At 71.8% G+C, this 18,013-nt stretch carries 10 protein-coding genes; 8 read left to right on the forward strand and 2 right to left on the reverse strand.

Annotated elements, in window-relative coordinates; translation table 11 throughout:
- Positions 1–167: 167 nt before the first annotated feature.
- Together smc and VT52_RS03060 are read left to right on the forward strand one after the other, a co-directional pair.
- Positions 168–3,743 (forward strand): chromosome segregation protein SMC, encoded by a 3,576-nt coding sequence (smc, locus tag VT52_RS03055; protein ID WP_046427329.1) that lies wholly within the window; start codon positions 168–170, stop codon positions 3,741–3,743.
- Between the two features lie 250 nt (positions 3,744–3,993).
- Complete coding sequence (locus tag VT52_RS03060; RefSeq protein WP_046427327.1) at positions 3,994–5,412, forward strand: sugar porter family MFS transporter; 1,419 nt, start codon at positions 3,994–3,996, stop codon at positions 5,410–5,412.
- Between the two features lie 752 nt (positions 5,413–6,164).
- On the opposite strand, the gene VT52_RS03065 is transcribed toward VT52_RS03060, so the two are convergent.
- Positions 6,165–7,655 (reverse strand): cytosine permease, encoded by a 1,491-nt coding sequence (locus VT52_RS03065; RefSeq protein ID WP_046427325.1) that lies wholly within the window; start codon positions 7,653–7,655, stop codon positions 6,165–6,167.
- A gap of 171 nt (positions 7,656–7,826) precedes the next feature.
- Between VT52_RS03065 and ftsY the strand changes: the two genes are divergently transcribed.
- Positions 7,827–9,032 (forward strand): signal recognition particle-docking protein FtsY, encoded by a 1,206-nt coding sequence (ftsY, locus tag VT52_RS03070; protein ID WP_046427323.1) that lies wholly within the window; start codon positions 7,827–7,829, stop codon positions 9,030–9,032.
- 97 nt (positions 9,033–9,129) lie between these two features.
- Here ftsY and VT52_RS03075 read toward each other — a convergent pair whose 3' ends face one another.
- A complete protein-coding gene (locus tag VT52_RS03075; RefSeq protein WP_046427322.1) occupies positions 9,130–9,792 on the reverse strand; it encodes a bifunctional DNA primase/polymerase in 663 nt (220 codons plus the stop codon).
- Positions 9,793–10,296: 504 nt separating this feature from the next.
- Between VT52_RS03075 and nsdA the strand changes: the two genes are divergently transcribed.
- The 5 genes from nsdA to ffh all read left to right on the forward strand — a co-directional run bounded on the left by nsdA (position 10,297) and on the right by ffh (position 17,922).
- Positions 10,297–11,772, forward strand: a complete 1,476-nt coding sequence (gene nsdA / locus VT52_RS03080) for a transcriptional repressor NsdA (protein WP_046427320.1) — start codon at positions 10,297–10,299, stop codon at positions 11,770–11,772.
- Between the two features lie 272 nt (positions 11,773–12,044).
- On the forward strand, positions 12,045–13,433 hold the full coding sequence (locus VT52_RS03085) for an ammonium transporter (RefSeq protein WP_046427319.1): 1,389 nt from the start codon (positions 12,045–12,047) through the stop codon (positions 13,431–13,433).
- Positions 13,430–13,768, forward strand: coding sequence for a P-II family nitrogen regulator (locus tag VT52_RS03090; protein ID WP_046427317.1), 339 nt, complete (start codon positions 13,430–13,432; stop codon positions 13,766–13,768). Before VT52_RS03085 ends, VT52_RS03090 begins: the two co-directional genes overlap by 4 nt.
- Before the next feature lie 46 nt (positions 13,769–13,814).
- Complete coding sequence (locus VT52_RS03095) at positions 13,815–16,274, forward strand: [protein-PII] uridylyltransferase (RefSeq protein ID WP_046427315.1); 2,460 nt, start codon at positions 13,815–13,817, stop codon at positions 16,272–16,274.
- Between the two features lie 97 nt (positions 16,275–16,371).
- The gene (ffh, locus tag VT52_RS03100; RefSeq protein WP_046427313.1) at positions 16,372–17,922 is read left to right on the forward strand and encodes a signal recognition particle protein; all 1,551 of its coding nucleotides are present in this window, start codon (positions 16,372–16,374) and stop codon (positions 17,920–17,922) included.
- The last annotated feature ends 91 nt before the right edge of the window (positions 17,923–18,013 follow it).

The raw sequence follows: 18,013 nt of genomic DNA on the forward strand, positions 1-18,013 counted from the left end.
CGTCCATAGAATGGCAAGGGACGCTTCGGCGTCCCTTCTTTCTTCCCCCGCGCATCCTTTCACCCTCTTCAACATCTGGTGTGCCCCGCGTGTCCGGCGGTGAAACCGCGCGGTCGCGACGGTTCATGGACTGAGACGGCGGGCGGCGGCCGGTAGAGTCCGGCGGCGTGCACCTCAAGGCCCTGACCCTGCGCGGCTTCAAGTCGTTCGCCTCCGCGACCACCCTCCGGTTCGAACCCGGGATCACCTGCGTCGTCGGACCGAACGGTTCGGGCAAGTCCAATGTGGTGGACGCACTGAGCTGGGTCATGGGCGAGCAGGGCGCCAAGTCGCTGCGCGGCGGCAAGATGGAGGACGTCATCTTCGCCGGCACCACCGGGCGCCCCCCGCTGGGCCGTGCCGAGGTGTCCCTGACCATCGACAACTCCGACGGGGCGCTGCCCATCGAGTACGCCGAGGTCACCATCACGCGGATCATGTTCCGCAACGGCGGCAGCGAGTACCAGATCAACGGCGACACCTGCCGCCTCCTGGACATCCAGGAACTGCTCTCCGACTCCGGCATCGGCCGCGAGATGCACGTGATCGTCGGCCAGGGCCAGCTGGACTCCGTGCTGCACGCCGATCCGATGGGCCGCCGCGCCTTCATCGAGGAGGCGGCCGGCGTCCTCAAGCACCGCAGGCGCAAGGAGAAGGCGCTGCGGAAACTGGACGCGATGCAGGCCAACCTCGCCCGCGTCCAGGACCTCACCGACGAACTGCGCCGCCAGCTCAAACCCCTCGGCCGCCAGGCCGCCGTGGCACGCCGGGCCGCCGTCATCCAGGCCGATCTGCGCGACACCCGCCTGCGGCTGCTCGCCGACGACCTCGTACGGCTGCGTCGGGCGCTCGACGCCGAGATCGCCGACGAGGCCGCCCTCAAGGAGCGCAAGGAGGCCGCCGAGCAGGAGCTGAGGAAGGCCCTGCACCGCGAGTCCCTGCTGGAGGACGAGGTGCGGCAGCTCGCGCCCCGCCTCCAGAACGCCCAGCAGACCTGGTACGAGCTGTCCCAACTGGCCGAGCGGGTGCGCGGCACCATCTCGCTGGCCGACGCCCGGGTCAAGAGCGCCACCTCCGCGCCGCCCGAGGAGCGCCACGGCCGCGACCCCGAGGACCTGGAGCGCGAGGCCGCCCGCGTCCGCGAGCAGGAGGCCGAACTGGAGGCCGCCCTGGAGGCGGCCCGGCACGCCCTGGACGACACGGTCGCCCACCGTGCCGAACTGGAGCGGGAACTGGCCGTCGAGGAACGCCGGCTCAAGGACATGGCCCGCGCCATCGCCGACCGCCGCGAGGGCCTGGCCCGGCTGAACGGCCAGGTGGGCGCGGCCCGTTCACGCGCGGCCGCCGCCCAGGCCGAGATCGGCCGGCTGGCCACGGCCCGCGACGAGGCGCGGGACCGCGCGGTGCGCGCCCAGGAGGAGTACGAGGCGCTCAAGGCCGAGGTCGACGGACTCGACGAGGCCGACACCGAGCTGGCCGAACGGCACCGGACGGCCCGGGACCGGCTCGCCGACGCCGAGACCGCCCTGACCGCGGCCCGCCAGGCCGCCGCCACCACCGAGCGCCGCCGCGCCGCGACCCAGGCCCGCCACGAGGCACTGGCCCTGGGTCTGCGGCGCAAGGACGGCACCGGCATACTGCTGGACTCCGAGGCCCACCTCACCGGCCTCCTCGGCCCGGCGGCAGAACTCCTGACCATCACTCCGGGCTACGAGATCCCCCTGGCCGCCGCCTTCGGAGCCGCGGCCGACGCCCTCGCCGTGACGAACCCGGCCGCGGCCGCGGCCGCCATCCGCCTGCTGCGCAAACAGGACGGAGGCCGGGCGGCGCTGCTCGTCACGGGCTCACCGGAGGCGCCCTTCAGGAGCGCGACCGGCCACCACGTGCCCGCGGCCGACGGACGGCACCTGCTCGCCGAGACCTTCGTGCGCGCCCCGGCCGAGCTCATGCCAGCCATCCGCGCACTCCTCCACGACATCGTCGTGGTCGACACCCTGGACGCCGCCGAAGACCTCGTCCGCTCCCACCCCCACCTCACCGCCGTCACCGCCGAAGGCGACCTCCTGGGCGCCCACTTCGCCCACGGCGGCTCGGCCGGCGCCCCCAGCCTGCTGGAGGTCCAGGCCTCCGTGGACGAGGCCGCCGCCGAACTGGAGCAGCTCTCGGTCCGCTGTGCGGAGCTGGCCGAGGAGGAGGACGCGGCGACGGAACGCCGTACCGGGGCGGCGGCACTGGTGGAGGAGATGGGCGAACGGCGCCGGGTGGCCGACCGGGAGAAGTCCGCCGTCGCCCAGCGGCTCGGCCGCCTCGCGGGCGAGGCCCGCGCCGCCGCCGGCGAGGCCGAGCGCTCCGCCGCCGCTGCCGCGCGGGCGCAGGACGCGCTGGACAAGGCCGTGCGGGAAGCCGAGGAACTCGCGGAGCGGCTCGCCGTCGCCGAGGAGACGCCCGTGGAGGAGGAGCCCGACACTTCGGTGCGCGACCGGCTCTCCGCCGACGGCGCCAACGCGCGGCAGACCGAGATGGAGGCCCGTCTCCAGGTCCGTACCCACGAGGAGCGGGTCAAGGGGCTGGCCGGCCGGGCCGACTCCCTCGACCGTGCCGCCCGCGCGGAGCGCGAGGCGCGGACGCGGGCCGAGCAGCGCCGGGCCCGGCTGCGCCACGAGGCGGCCGTCGCCCGAGCGGTGGCCGACGGCGCCCGGCAGCTGCTGGCGCACGTAGAGGTCTCCCTCGTCCGAGCCGATCAGGAGCGCACCGCCGCCGACGCCGCCAAGGCCCGGCGCGAGCGAGAGCTGACCGCCGCCCGCACCACCGGACGTGAACTGAAGTCGGAACTCGACAAGTTGACGGATTCGGTCCACCGCGGCGAGGTACTCGGCGCCGAGAAGCGGCTGCGGATCGAGCAGCTGGAGACCAGGGCGCTGGAGGAGCTGGGTGTCGAACCGGCGGGGCTGGAGACGGAGTACGGGCCGCACCAGCCCGTGCCGCCCTCGCCCCCCGCCGACGGCGAGACGCTGCCGGAGGACCCGGATCACCCCCGTAACCAGCCGCGCCCCTTCGTACGAGCCGAGCAGGAGAAGCGGCTCAAGGCGGCCGAGCGGGCGTACCAGCAGCTCGGCAAGGTCAATCCGCTGGCGCTGGAGGAGTTCGCGGCGCTGGAGGAGCGGCACAAGTTCCTCAGCGAGCAGCTGGAGGACCTGAAGAAGACCCGCGCCGATCTGCTCCAGGTGGTGAAGGAGGTCGACGAGCGGGTCGAGCAGGTCTTCACCGAGGCCTACCGGGACACCGCGCGTGAGTTCGAGGGCGTCTTCGGCCGGCTGTTCCCGGGCGGCGAGGGCAGGCTCGTGCTCACCGACCCCGACAACATGCTCACCACGGGCGTCGACGTCGAGGCGCGGCCGCCGGGCAAGAAGGTCAAGCGGTTGTCCCTGCTCTCCGGCGGCGAACGGTCGCTGACGGCCGTCGCGCTGCTGGTGTCGATCTTCAAGGCCCGGCCTAGTCCCTTCTATGTGATGGACGAGGTCGAGGCGGCGCTGGACGACACCAACCTCCAGCGGCTGATCCGGATCATGCGGGAGCTGCAGGAGTCCTCGCAGCTGATCGTGATCACGCACCAGAAGCGCACCATGGAGGTTGCCGACGCGTTGTACGGCGTCTCCATGCAGGGCGACGGTGTGTCGAAGGTCATCTCGCAGCGATTGCGCTGACCCATTTCAAGACCGACTGGAGTCAACGAGCAAGATCATCTCACTCCCTGTTCATTTCTTGAACACAGGGTGCTGGACGGTATCTCCTAACTCACAGCATTCCACCTATTGACTTCGGAAGTTGAAGGCATAGTCTCTCCCACGTTGCTTTTTTCCTTCAGGTGTAAGTAGCGCAGGCGTATGCGCCACTGGAGACCTGGAAGGGCTCACCCCCACCCCGGCAGCGTTGCCGTGGCCCGAGGAGTTTCACGTGACCAGCACAGCGCAGGCACCTCAGTCAGGAGCCGGGACGGCTCATCCCGAACATCTCGGGCACGTCATCTTCATCGCCGCGGCCGCGGCCATGGGCGGCTTCCTCTTCGGCTACGACAGCTCCGTCATCAACGGCGCCGTCGAGGCCATCCGCGACCGCTACGACATCGGCTCCGCCGCGCTCGCGCAGGTCATCGCCATCGCCCTGATCGGCTGCGCCATCGGTGCCGCCACCGCGGGCCGGATAGCCGACCGGATCGGCCGTATCCGCTGCATGCAGATCGCGGCCACGCTGTTCACGATCAGCGCCGTCGGCTCCGCGCTGCCCTTCGCGCTGTGGGACCTCGCCTTCTGGCGCATCGTCGGCGGTTTCGCCATCGGCATGGCCTCCGTGATCGGCCCCGCCTACATCGCCGAGGTCGCCCCGCCCGCCTACCGCGGCCGGCTCGGCTCCTTCCAGCAGGCCGCGATCGTCGTCGGCATCGCCATCTCCCAGCTGGTCAACTGGGGTCTGCTGAACGCCGCCGGCGGCAACCAGCGCGGCCACCTGATGGGCCTGGAGGCCTGGCAGGTCATGCTGGGCGTCATGGTGATCCCGGCCGCCCTGTACGGCCTGCTGTCCTTCGCCATCCCCGAGTCCCCGCGCTTCCTGCTGTCCGTCGGCAAGCGTGAGCGCGCCAAGGAGATCCTGGTCGAGGTCGAGGGCAAGGGCACCGACCTGGACAAGCGCGTCGCCGAGATCGAGCACGCGATGAAGAGCGAGCACCGCTCCACCTTCAAGGACCTGCTGGGCGGCGGCTTCTTCTTCAAGCCGATCGTCTGGGTGGGCATCGGCCTGTCGGTCTTCCAGCAGTTCGTCGGCATCAACGTCGCGTTCTACTACTCCTCGACGCTGTGGCAGTCGGTCGGCGTCGACCCGACGGACTCGTTCTTCTACTCCTTCACCACGTCCATCATCAACATTCTCGGCACCGTGATCGCGATGATCTTCGTGGACCGGATCGGCCGCAAGCCGCTCGCGCTCATCGGCTCGGTCGGTATGGTCGTCGGCCTGGCGCTGGAGGCCTGGGCCTTCTCCTACCACCTGGTCGACGGCAAGCTGCCGGCCACGCAGGGCTGGGTCGCCCTGGTCGCGGCGCACATCTTCGTCCTCTTCTTCGCCCTGTCCTGGGGTGTGGTCGTCTGGGTCATGCTCGGCGAGATGTTCCCGAACCGGATCCGCGCCGCCGCCCTGGGTGTGGCCGCCGCCGCGCAGTGGATCGCCAACTGGGCGATCACCGCGAGCTTCCCGTCGCTGGCGGACTGGAACCTCTCCGGCACGTACGTCATCTACACGGTGTTCGCCGCCCTCTCCATCCCCTTCGTCCTGAGGTTCGTCAAGGAGACCAAGGGCAAGGCCCTGGAGGAGATGGGCTGAGCCTCCCCCGAGGCACCCTCGATCCCGGGGAGAAGGGCCTTCAGACCCCGCTGCCCCTCTCCTCGTTTCTCCCCTCGCCCCCGGACCGGCCACTGCCCGGTCCGGGGGCGAGGGCTTTCACGCGTCGACGGGTGGATGGGCGGGGAGCTGGTCGAGTGTCGCGGTAGGAGTGCGGAGGAGGGGGCGGCGCCGGGTTCCGGGCGGTCACATGCTCCCCGTCGTCGTGCCGGGCGGGGTCTCGACCCGGGAGTTCGGGCGGGGTGCCGGGTGTTTCCGCGTCGGCCTCCCCGGCGCCGCCGCCCGAACGGCTCGCCGTCCTCGGTGGCGCCGCCCGCGCGCCTCCCCGGCCGCGCTCGCTCCGCCTCCGTCCCCTTCGCCGGCGGGCCCCGCCCCTCGTCACCGACCGCCGCGCGGGTGCGCGAGGAGATTCCCGCGGCCCCGCTCTCGTACGTCCGGACAAGCAGGATCCCCCTCCTGCGCGAGGCGTCGGAGGGGGATCCGGGATGACGTGACGTCGGACGCGGCACCGGGGCCGTGCGATCGGGCCGGCGGACGACCCGGCCCGACTGCGGGCTCGGAGGGCCGGGGCCGGTCGCGGGCGCGTGCCGTTCCGGCACCGGCCGGGCACCGCACCGCCGCTGCCCGGCCGGTGCCGGAACGGAGACCGGGGACGGACCGCTGCGGGCGGCTGTGCGCTTCCCGGCACCGCGCGGCCCGCGCGGGAGCGGCCACCGAGCCCGGCGAACGCGGGATCAGACGGCGGCGGTCGCCTGCCCGCCGGTACGGCCGGAGACGGACTCGGCGGTCCCGTCGGCCCGCGCGGCCTCCTCGGCGCCCGCCGGAGCCTCGATCCGCGGCTTCGGCAGCACCATGTACAGCACGCCCGAGATCACGATCGTCGCGACCCAGCCGAGGCCGTACTCGCCGATGAGGTTGTTCTTGGCCAGCGGACCGGTGAACCAGTCCGAGGTGGTGAACATCAGGCCCGACACCAGGCCGATCGCCCACGCGGCCACGGCCGCGGGGGAGAAGCCACCCTTGTACCAGTAGGCGCTGGTGCGCGAGGTGTCGGCCATGGCCCGGCCGTCGTACTCCGTGCGGCGGAACATGTCCGCGCCGAACACGCCGACCCACGCGGAGAAGGCGACCGCGAGCAGGGACAGGAAGGCGATGAAGGAGCCCATGAAGCTCGTCGCCACCAGCATCAGCACCCCGCCGAACACCAGCGAGATCACGGCGTTGACGGACACCGCCCAGTGCCGGGGCACCTTGAAGCCGAGGGTCTGCGCGGTGAAGCCCGCGGAGTACATCGACATCGAGTTGATCAGCAGCATGCCGACCAGCGCGATGAACAGGTACGGCACCGCGATCCACGTCGGCAGGATCTTGCCCAGGAAGGACACCGGGTCGGTGGCCGAGGCCAGGTCCGGGGTGGCGACCGCCATCACCGCGCCCATCAGGACCATCGGCAGCACGACCACACCGGCGCCGCCGACCGCCGTACCCACGATCGCCTTCGAGGAGGCCGTGCGCGGCAGATAGCGGGTGAAGTCCGGGGCCGTCGGGATCCAGCTGACGCCACCGGCCGCGATCATGCCGATGCCGGTGATTACCGCGGCCGTGGAGCCGGCGCTGTGGTCCATCACCTTCGACCAGTCCGTCTTCACCGCCAGGTAGACGAGGACCAGCACCGAGAACGCGCCGAAGAAGTAGGTGGCGTACTTGTTGCACTTCTGCACGGCGTTGATGCCGAGCCCGGAGATCGCGAAGGTGGCCACCACGAAGACCAGCAGCGTCACCATGTCCAGGACGCTGTTCGCCTTGATGCCGAAGAGGATCTCCAGGATGGAGAGCATGGCGTAGGCGCCGGTCACCGCGTTGATCGTCTCCCAGCCCCAGCGGGCCACCCAGATCAGCGAACCCGGCAGCAGGTTGCCCCGCTGTCCGAACACCGCGCGGGACAGCGCCATGCCCGGCGCCCCGCCCCGCTTGCCGGCGATGCCGATCAGGCCGACGAGGCCGTACGACACCACGGGCGCCGCCACCGCGACGACCAGCGCCTGCCAGATGTTCAGGTGGTACGCCACGACGAGGCTCGCGCCCATCGTCAGCAGCAGCACGCTGATGTTCGCGCCGACCCAGGTCGGGAACAGCTCACGGGTCCGGCCGGTCCGCTCGTGGTCCGGGACCTGCTCGATGCCACGGGTCTCGAGAGCGCCTTCGGTCTCGACGGTTTTGCTCATGGGGAAGTGTGCCCTAGACGTGGGGGGAAGGGGACGGTCGGACTCTACGCGCGTCAACGCAGCCCGGACCATCGTACTTTGCTCCGACTCATCGCCAAACGTGGCGTTTGTCTCTCGGAGGAAGTCACAAGCCCGGTCCCGGGGTGGCCCATGGCCGATACTGGGGGCGTTATGGAAACCATCATCCTTGCTGTAGTCATCGCCGTGGTCGTGCTCGGCGCGCTCGGCGGGCTGATCGTGGGCACCCGACGCCGGAAGTCGCTGCCCCCGCCGCCCCCGAAGGCGCCCGACATCACCGCGCCCCCGGCCGAGCCGCACGTCGGCGAAGAGGCCGAGACGCCGCGCGACGAACCGCGCCGGACGATCGAGGAGGTGGATCTCCCGGGCGGCCCGCCGGTCGCCGTCGAAGAGCCTCCCGTCCCCGCCGTCGAGGCTCCGGAGATCGAGATCCCGGAGCCCACCGCAGGCCGGCTGGTCCGGCTCCGCACCCGGCTGTCCCGCTCCCAGAACGCCCTCGGCAAGGGCCTGCTCACGCTGCTCTCGCGCGAGCACCTGGACGACGACACCTGGGAGGAGATCGAGGACACCCTGCTCACCGCCGACGTCGGTGTGCAGCCCACCCAGGAACTGGTCGAGGGCCTGCGCGAGCGCGTCAAGGTGCTCGGCACCCGCACCCCCGAGGAGCTGCGCGGCCTGCTGCGCGAGGAGCTGCTCAAGCTGGTCGGCACCGATGTCGACCGCACCGTGAAGACCGAGCCCGCCGACCGCAGGCCCGGCATCGTGATGGTCGTCGGCGTCAACGGCACCGGCAAGACCACCACCACCGGCAAGCTCGCCCGCGTCCTGGTCGCCGACGGCCGCACCGTGGTGCTGGGCGCCGCCGACACCTTCCGCGCCGCCGCCGCCGACCAGCTCCAGACCTGGGGCGAGCGGGTCGGCGCCTACACCGTGCGCGGTCCCGAGGCCGGCGACCCCGCCTCCGTGGCCTTCGACGCGGTGAAGGAGGGCAAGGAGATGGGGGTCGACGTCGTCCTCATCGACACCGCCGGCCGGCTGCACACCAAGACCGGTCTCATGGACGAGCTGGGCAAGGTCAAGCGCGTGGTCGAGAAGCACGCGCCGCTGGACGAGGTGCTGCTGGTCCTGGACGCCACCACCGGGCAGAACGGGCTGGTGCAGGCCCGGGTGTTCGCCGAGGTCGTGGACATCACCGGCATCGTGCTGACCAAGCTGGACGGCACGGCCAAGGGCGGCATCGTGGTCGCGGTCCAGCGCGAGCTGGGCGTGCCGGTCAAGCTGATCGGGCTCGGCGAGGGCGCGGACGACCTCGCGCCGTTCGAGCCGGAGGCGTTCGTGGACGCGCTGATCGGAGACTGACCGTAGCCGGTCCGTCCCCCGTCACGGAGAAGTGCCCGCCCTCAAGGTGCAGTTGAGGACGGGCACTTCGCTCTTTCGGCCGCTCTCCCCGGCGGCCCTACGCCCGCCACCGCGACCGGTGCGCCACGTACGCCAGCGTCCCCAGCAGCAGCCGGGCCGCGGGAGGGCGGGTCGCGGAGTCGAGGGCGGGCGGGCGCAGCCAGCGCACCGGGCCCCGGCCGCCCCGGTCGCAGGGCGGCGCGGTGATGTACGCACCCGGTCCGAGGCCGCGCAGATCAAGGGCGCGCGGGTCGTCCCAGCCCATGCGGTACAGCAGCCGGGGCAGCTCGGCCGCGGCGCCCGGTGCCACGAAGAAGTGGACCCGGCCCTCGGGGGTCACGGCCACCGGACCCAGCGGAAGCCCCATCCGCTCCAGCCGGACCAGGGCGCGCCGGCCGGCCGCCTCGGAGACCTCCACGACGTCGAAGGCACGCCCCACCGGCAGCAGCACCGAGGCGCCCGGGTACTCCGCCCACGCCTTGGCCACGTCGTCCAGGGTGGCCCCGGCCGGCACCTCGGGCGCGAAGTCGAGCGGATGCGCGCCCGGCTCCGGGCAGTTCTCGAACCCGCAGGAGCAGGCGCCCGCCGCGGCCCGCGCGCCGGGCACCACGTCCCAGCCCCACAGCCCGGTGAACTCGGCGACCGTGGTGCACTCCGCGGACCGGCCGCGTCGACGCGTGCCGGAGCGGATCTCGCGAATGCCGCCGATCGTGAAGCCCATGCCCCCTCCAACGGGTCCAGCGCGCCGGTGGTTACGACACGGAACGAGACGGAAGCGGAACGTAACGCTACGTCTCCGGGCACCCCCGCCGTGACGGAACCACGGCGGCGCTTCGAAGCACGTCGGGTGGCGCACCGGGATTCACGCGCCCCTTTGTGCATCACTCCGCCTGCTTCCGTTCGTCCTGTGTCAAGTGAATCGCGTGCGACGGACCGGGAGTTCATTCGAAGGGGTGGCGAATGGTGGCGTTTCTCTGATCCGCGTGGCTGAGCCGGTGATCACGACGTTACTGTGAGTGTGCGGAATCCTCCGGGCACATGCGCCGGTGGGTATGCCGGGGGCAACCCGGAAGTGACTCGGCGGTAACCCGGAACAGGGCTCGAGAACGGCTCGGTATCGCGTTCGAAGGCTGGGAACCGGGGGACGCCGGACCGTTCTTACCGGCATTCTGATAGGGCTTGGCGCACTCGGGCGGCAAGAGGTCTCAGGGATGGGGGCGTTCCAGTGGGCGGCAATGGCGGAAGCGGGACAAACGCTGACAAGCGCCCCAATGAGCTGCTCGGCTCGTGGTTCGTGCGCAGCGGATGGTCCAAGGGCGAGCTGGCCCGCCAGGTGAACCGCAGGGCCCGCCAGTTAGGGGCCAACCACATCTCCACCGACACCTCCCGGGTGCGCCGCTGGCTGGACGGCGAGAACCCGCGCGAACCGATCCCGCGCATCCTCTCGGAGCTGTTCTCCGAGCGCTTCGGCTGCGTGGTCTCCATCGAGGACCTGGGCCTGCGCGCCGCCCGCCAGCCGACCGCCGCCTCCGGCGTCGACCTGCCCTGGACCGGTCCCCAGACCGTCGCCCAGCTCGGCGAGTTCTCCCGCAGCGACCTGATGCTCGCCCGGCGCGGCTTCCTCGGCACCTCCCTCGCGCTGTCCGCCGGCCCCTCCCTGATCGAGCCCATGCAGCGCTGGCTGGTGCCCACCCCCGGCGCCCCGGCCGCGTCCGCCCCCGAGTCCCCCCTCGACTCCCGCCGCCCCGGCCGGCTGTCCAAGCCGGAGCTGGAGCTGCTGGAGTCGACCACCCGGATGTTCCGCCAGTGGGACGCCCAGTGCGGCGGCGGACTGCGCCGCAAGGCCGTCGTCGGCCAGCTGCACGAGGTCACCGACCTGCTCCAGGAACCCCAGCCCGAGGCCACCACCCGCAAGCTCTTCAAGGTCGCCGCCGAGCTGGCCGAACTGGCCGGCTGGATGTCGTACGACGTCGGACTGCAGCCCACCGCGCAGAAGTACTTCGTCCTCGCGCTGCACGCCGCCAAGGAGGCCGGGGACCGGCCGCTCGGCTCGTACATCCTCTCCAGCATGAGCCGCCAGATGATCCACCTCGGCCGGCCCGACGACGCCCTGGAGCTGGTCCACCTGGCCCAGTACGGCAGCCGCGACTGCGCGGGACCGCGCACCCAGGCCATGCTGTATGCGATGGAGGCCCGCGCCTACGCCAACATGGGCCAGCCCGGCCGGACCAAGCGCGCGGTGCGCATGGCCGAGGACACCTTCTCCGAGGTGGACGAGTGGGACGAGCCGGACCCGGACTGGATCCGCTTCTTCTCCGAGGCCGAGCTGTACGCGGAGAACTCCCACTCCTTCCGCGACCTCGCCTACAGCGCGGGCCGCAGCCCCGCCTACGCCTCCCTCGCCGAGCCGCTGATGCGGCGGGCGGTGGACCTGTTCGCCAAGGACGGCGAGCACCAGCGGTCGTACGCGCTCAACCTGATCGGCATGGCCACCGTGCACCTGCTCCAGGACGAACCCGAGGCCGGCGCGGAGTTCGCCTCCCGGGCGATGACCGTGGCCAAGAAGGTCCGCTCCGAGCGCGTGAACACCCGTATCCGAAAGACGGTCGGCACGGCCGTGCGGGACCACGCCGAACTCGGTGCCGTGATCGACCTCGCCGAACAGCTCGCCGTGGACCTCCCCGAGTCCGAGGCCGTCTGACCCGGTCCCCGCCCCGGAACCCCGGCCGCGGCCGGACCTCCCGAACCGCCCGACTCGGCTCCCCCAACGCCAGGTCATCGAGAGGTCCGCGCCGCGGCCGGTTCATGCACGCGTAACACACAGGTCTTCTTCGTCACCCCGGTGAAACAACGTGTGGCTTCCGTGGAAACGGTGCTACGTCAGTCTCTGGCGCATACCCGGCCCCCCACACCACCCACCGGACCGCTGAGGCACCGCCCGCACGGGCCGTACCGATCGACGAGGAGACGCCGATGGCCCCAGCCATCATGCTTGCGGCGGACGCACCCAAACTGTCGTCCGCCAACACAGGCTTCATGCTCATTGCTTCCGCCCTGGTGCTGCTCATGACCCCGGGCCTGGCCTTCTTCTACGGAGGCATGGTCCGCGTCAAGAGCACCCTGAACATGCTGATGATGAGCTTCATCAGCATGGGCATCGTCACCATTCTGTGGGTGCTCTACGGCTTCTCGATGAGCTTCGGCACGGACCACGGCTCCCTGATCGGCTGGACCTCCGACTTCGTCGGCTGGACCGGTATCGGCAAGATGGACCTGTGGCCCGGTTACACCATTCCGGTCTTCGTCTTCGCCGTCTTCCAGATGATGTTCGCGATCATCACCCCGGCCCTCATCAGCGGCGCCCTCGCCGACCGGGTGAAATTCAGCGCCTGGGCCGTCTTCCTCGTGCTGTGGGTCACCATCGTCTACTTCCCGGTCGCCCACTGGGTCTGGGGCACCGGCGGCTGGGCCTACGAACTGGGCGTGATCGACTTCGCCGGCGGTACGGCGGTCCACATCAACGCCGGTGCCGCGGCCCTCGGCGTCATCCTCGTCATCGGCAAGCGCGTCGGCTTCAAGAAGGACCCGATGCGCCCGCACAGCCTGCCCCTGGTCATGCTCGGCGCCGGCCTGCTGTGGTTCGGCTGGTTCGGCTTCAACGCCGGCTCCTGGCTCGGCAACGACGACGGCGTCGGCCCCCTGATGTTCGTCAACACCCAGATCGCCACCGCCGCCGCCATGCTCGCCTGGCTCGGCTACGAGAAGATCCGGCACGGCGCCTGCACCACCCTCGGGGCCGCCTCCGGCGCGGTCGCCGGGCTCGTCGCCATCACCCCCTCCGGCGGCGCGGTCACCCCGCTCGGCGCGATCGCCGTCGGCGCCATCGCCGGTGTCGCCTGCGCCGCGGCCGTCGGACTGAAGTTCCGCCTCGGCTACGACGACTCCCTCGACGTCGTCGGCGTCCACATGGTCGGCGGCATCATCGGCTCGCTGCTGATCGGCTTCTTCGCCAGCGGCAAGGGCCAGTCCACCGCCACCGGTGTCTTCTACGGCGACCACTCCTTCACCCAGCTGTGGAAGCAGTGCGCCGGCGTCGGCGGCGTCCTCGCCTACTCCCTGATCGTCTCCGCGGTCCTCGCCTTCCTCCTCGACAAGACCATCGGGATGCGCGTCACCCAGGACGAGGAGATCTCCGGCATCGACCGCGCCGAGCACGCCGAGAGCGCCTACGACTACAGCGGGGCCGGCGGCGGCGTCCTCGGATCCGCCCTCTCCGCCGCGGCCGGCGCGGCCGGCGGGAAGCCGTCGGAGAATCAGGGCGACAAGAAGAGCGGGAAGCAGACCAAGAAGGTGGACGCATGAAGCTCATCACGGCCGTCGTCAAGCCGTACCGGCTCGACGAGATCAAGGAAGCCCTCCAGTCCTTCGGCGTCCACGGACTGACGGTCACCGAGGCCAGCGGCTACGGTCGGCAGCGGGGCCACACCGAGGTCTACCGCGGCGCGGAGTACACCGTCGACCTGGTGCCCAAGATCCGTATCGAGGTCCTCACCGAGGACGACGACGCCGAGGAACTGATCGAGACCATCGCCAAGGCGGCCCGCACCGGCAAGATCGGCGACGGCAAGGTCTGGTCGGTCCCGGTCGAGACGGCCGTACGCGTCCGCACCGGGGAACGCGGCCCGGACGCCCTCTGAGAATCAGACCTGGAACACCGGAACGGAACGGAACGGGAGTCGCTGGGTGACGGGAACGGATGAGCGGACATCGGCCGAGAGCCCGGAACCCGGCGGCTACGCGGCGGCCCGGCTGCGCCTCCTCACCGAGGGGGCGCGGACCGGGCCGCCGCGCCGCGCCGCCCTCGCCGAACTGACCGACGACTGGCTCGCCGGACTCCTCACCGCCGCGGCCGGCAAGCCGCAGGGCATCTCCCTCGTCGCCGTCGGCGGCTACGGCCGCGGTGAGCTGTCCCCGCGCAGCGACCTGGACCTCCTGCTGCTGCACGACGGCTCCGACCCCGCCGCGGTCGCCGCCCTCGCCGACCGCCTCTGGTACCCCGTCTGGGACCTCGGCCTCGACCTCGACCACTCCGTACGCACCCTCTCCGAGGCCCGGAAGACGGCCGGCGAGGACCTCAAGGTCCAGCTCGGCCTGCTGGACGCCCGCCACCTCGCCGGCGACCTCGCGCTGACCGCCGGACTGCGCACCGCCGTCCTCGCCGACTGGCGCAACCAGGCGCCCAAGCGGCTGCCCGAACTGAGGGAACTGTGCGACGAACGCGCCGAACGCCAGGGCGAGCTGCGGTTCCTCCTGGAACCCGACCTCAAGGAGGCCCGCGGCGGCCTGCGTGACGCCACCGCGCTGCGCGCCGTCGCCGCCTCCTGGCTCGCCGACGCCCCCCGCGAGGGCCTGGCCGAGGCCCGCCGCGCCCTGCTCGACGTGCGCGACGCCCTCCATCTGAGCACCGGCCGCGCCACCGACCGCCTCGCCCTCCAGGAGCAGGACCAGGTAGCGGCCGAACTGGGCCTCCTCGACGCCGACGCCCTGCTCCGGCAGGTCTACGAGGCGGCCCGCGTCATCTCCTACGCCGGCGACGTCACCTGGCGCGAGGTGGGCCGGGTGCTGCGCTCGCGGGCCGTACGCCCGCGGCTGCGCGCCATGCTGGGCGGCGGGAAGCAGCTCGCCGAGCGGTCCCCGCTCGCCGAGGGCGTGGTCGAACAGGACGGCGAGGTGGTACTCGCCCGCGCCGCCCGCCCCGAGCGCGACCCCGTCCTCCCGCTGCGCGCCGCGGCCGCCGCCGCCCAGGCGGGCCTCCCGCTCTCCCCGTACGCCGTACGACGCCTGGCCGCGGCCGCCCGCCCCCTGCCCACGCCCTGGCCCGCCGAGGCCCGCGAGCAGCTGGTCACCCTGCTCGGCTCCGGCCGCCCCACCGTCGAGGTCTGGGAGGCCCTGGAGGCCGAGGGACTGATCAGCAGGCTGCTCCCGGACTGGGAACGGGTCCGCTGCCGCCCCCAGCGCAACGCCGTCCACGTCTGGACCGTCGACCGCCATCTGATCGAGACGGCCGTCCGCGCCGCCGCCCTCACCCGGCACGTCCACCGCCCCGACCTCCTCCTCGTCGCCGCGCTGCTGCACGACATCGGCAAGGGCTGGCCCGGCGACCACTCGGTGGCCGGCGAGATCATCGCCAAGGACGTCGCCACCCGCATCGGCTTCGACCCCGAGGACGCCGCCGTCCTGTCGACGCTGGTCCGCCACCACCTCCTGCTGATCGACACGGCCACCCGCCGCGACCTGGACGACCCCGCCACCGTCCGCTCCGTCGCCGACGCCGTCGGCACCGAGGGCACCCTGGAACTCCTGCACGCCCTCACCGAGGCCGACGCCCTCGCCACCGGCCCCGCCGCCTGGTCCTCCTGGCGCGGCTCGCTCGTCGCCGACCTGGTCCGCCGCGTCGGGGCCCTGCTCGCCGGCGACCTCCCGGACGAGCCCGCGCCGACCGCGCCCACCGCCGAGCAGGAACGCCTGGCCGTCGAGGCGTTCCGCACCGGCGGACCGGTCCTCGCCCTGCGGGCCCGCAGCGAGCCGGTGCCCGCCGAGGAACCGCCCGGCGCGCCCGAGCCGCTCGGCGTCGAGCTGCTCATCGCCGTACCCGACCAGACCGCCGTGCTGCCCGCCGTCGCCGGTGTCCTCGCCGTGCACCGGCTCACCGTCCGCACCGCCGAGCTGCGCACCCTGCGGCTGCCGGGGTACGTCGGCGGCGGCGACGGATCGGTGCTGCTGCTCGACTGGCGGGTCGCCGCCGAGTACGGCTCGCTGCCCGAGGCCGCGCGGCTGCGCGCCGACCTGGTCCGCGCCCTGGACGGCTCCCTCGACATCGCCGGCCGCCTCGCCGAGCGCGACGCCGCCTACCCGAGGCGCCGCGGCCTGCTCGCCCCGCCGCCGCGGGTGACGGTGGCCCCGGCCGCCTCCCACCACGCCACCGTCATCGAGGTCCGTGCCCAGGACGCCCCCGGCCTGCTGCACCGCATCGGCATGGCCCTGGAGAAGGCGGGTGTCCGGGTCCGCAGCATGCACGTCTCGACACTGGGCGCCAACGCGGTCGACGCCTTCTACGTGACGACGGGCGCGGGCGAGGCGCTGCCCGAGCGGGACGCGGGGTCGGTGGCGAGGGTGCTGGAGGAGACGCTGCGGGCGCCGTGACGGACGCCGAATGCGACGGGCGGGGACTGATGACCTGCCGGGCCGGATACCCTGGAGGGCAGCCCAGACCCCTCCGACCCCGAGGACCGACGCCACCGTGTTCGATACCCTCTCCGACCGCCTCAGCGCGACTTTCAAAAACCTCCGCGGCAAGGGCCGGTTGTCCGAGGCGGACATCGACGCCACGGCACGCGAGATCCGCATCGCGCTCCTCGAAGCGGACGTGGCCCTTCCTGTCGTCCGCACGTTCATCAAGAACGTCAAGGAACGTGCCCTCGGCGCCGAGGTCTCCAAGGCGCTGAACCCGGCGCAGCAGGTTCTGAAGGTCGTCAACGACGAGCTCGTCACCATCCTCGGTGGCGAGACCCGCCGGCTGCGCTTCGCCAAGCAGCCGCCCACCGTGATCATGCTCGCGGGTCTCCAGGGCGCCGGTAAGACCACCCTCGCGGGCAAGCTCGGCCGCTGGCTCAAGGAGCAGGGGCACTCCCCGCTGCTCGTCGCCTGCGACCTCCAGCGGCCCAACGCGGTCAACCAGCTCAGCGTCGTCGCGGAGCGCGCGGGCGTCGCCGTGTACGCGCCGGAGCCGGGCAACGGCGTCGGCGACCCGGTCAAGGTGGCCACGGACTCCATCGAGTTCGCGAAGTCCAAGGTCCACGACATCGTGATCGTGGACACCGCCGGCCGCCTCGGCATCGACCAGGAGATGATGCGGCAGGCGGCGGACATCCGCGACGCCGTCTCCCCGGACGAGATCCTCTTCGTCGTCGACGCGATGATCGGCCAGGACGCCGTCAACACGGCCGAGGCGTTCCGCGACGGCGTCGGCTTCGACGGTGTCGTCCTGTCCAAGCTGGACGGTGACGCCCGCGGTGGTGCCGCGCTGTCCATCCGGCAGATCACCGGCAAGCCGATCATGTTCGCGTCGAACGGCGAGAAGCTGGACGACTTCGACGCGTTCCACCCGGACCGGATGGCCTCCCGCATCCTCGACATGGGTGACCTGCTCACCCTGATCGAGCAGGCGGAGAAGACCTTCAGCCAGGAAGAGGCCGCCAAGATGGCCTCGAAGCTGGCGTCCAAGAAGGGCCAGGACTTCACCCTGGACGACTTCCTGTCCCAGATGGAACAGGTCAGGAAGATGGGCTCGATCTCCAAGCTGCTCGGCATGCTGCCGGGCATGGGGCAGATCAAGGACCAGATCCAGAACATCGACGAGCGCGACGTCGACCGCACCGCCGCGATCATCAAGTCGATGACCCCGGGCGAGCGCCAGGACCCGACGATCATCAACGGCTCCCGCCGCGCCCGTATCGCCAAGGGTTCCGGCGTCGAGGTCAGCGCCGTGAAGGGCCTGGTCGAGCGGTTCTTCGAGGCCCGCAAGATGATGTCCCGGATGGCCCAGGGCGGCGGCATGCCGGGCATGCCGGGCCTCCCGGGCATGGGCGGCGGCCCCGGCCGGCAGAAGAAGCAGCAGAAGAAGGCCAAGGGCAAGCAGCGCTCCGGCAACCCGATGAAGCGCAAGCAGCAGGAGCTGGAGGAGGCCCAGCGGCGCGAGGCCGCGGCCCAGGGCGGCAACGCCTTCCAGCTGCCCCAGCAGGGCGCCGAGGAGTTCGAGCTGCCGGACGAGTTCAAGAAGTTCATGGGCTGACGGTCGTGGACGGTCGTACGGCCTGAAGGGCGCCTCCTCCTGCGAGGGGGCGCCCTTCATCATGTGCCGTGTTCCGATATCTGCCTTAACG

Origin of the sequence: Streptomyces malaysiense (genome assembly GCF_000980885.2) — a bacterium.
GTDB classification, from domain to species: Bacteria; Actinomycetota; Actinomycetes; order Streptomycetales; family Streptomycetaceae; genus Streptomyces; species Streptomyces malaysiense.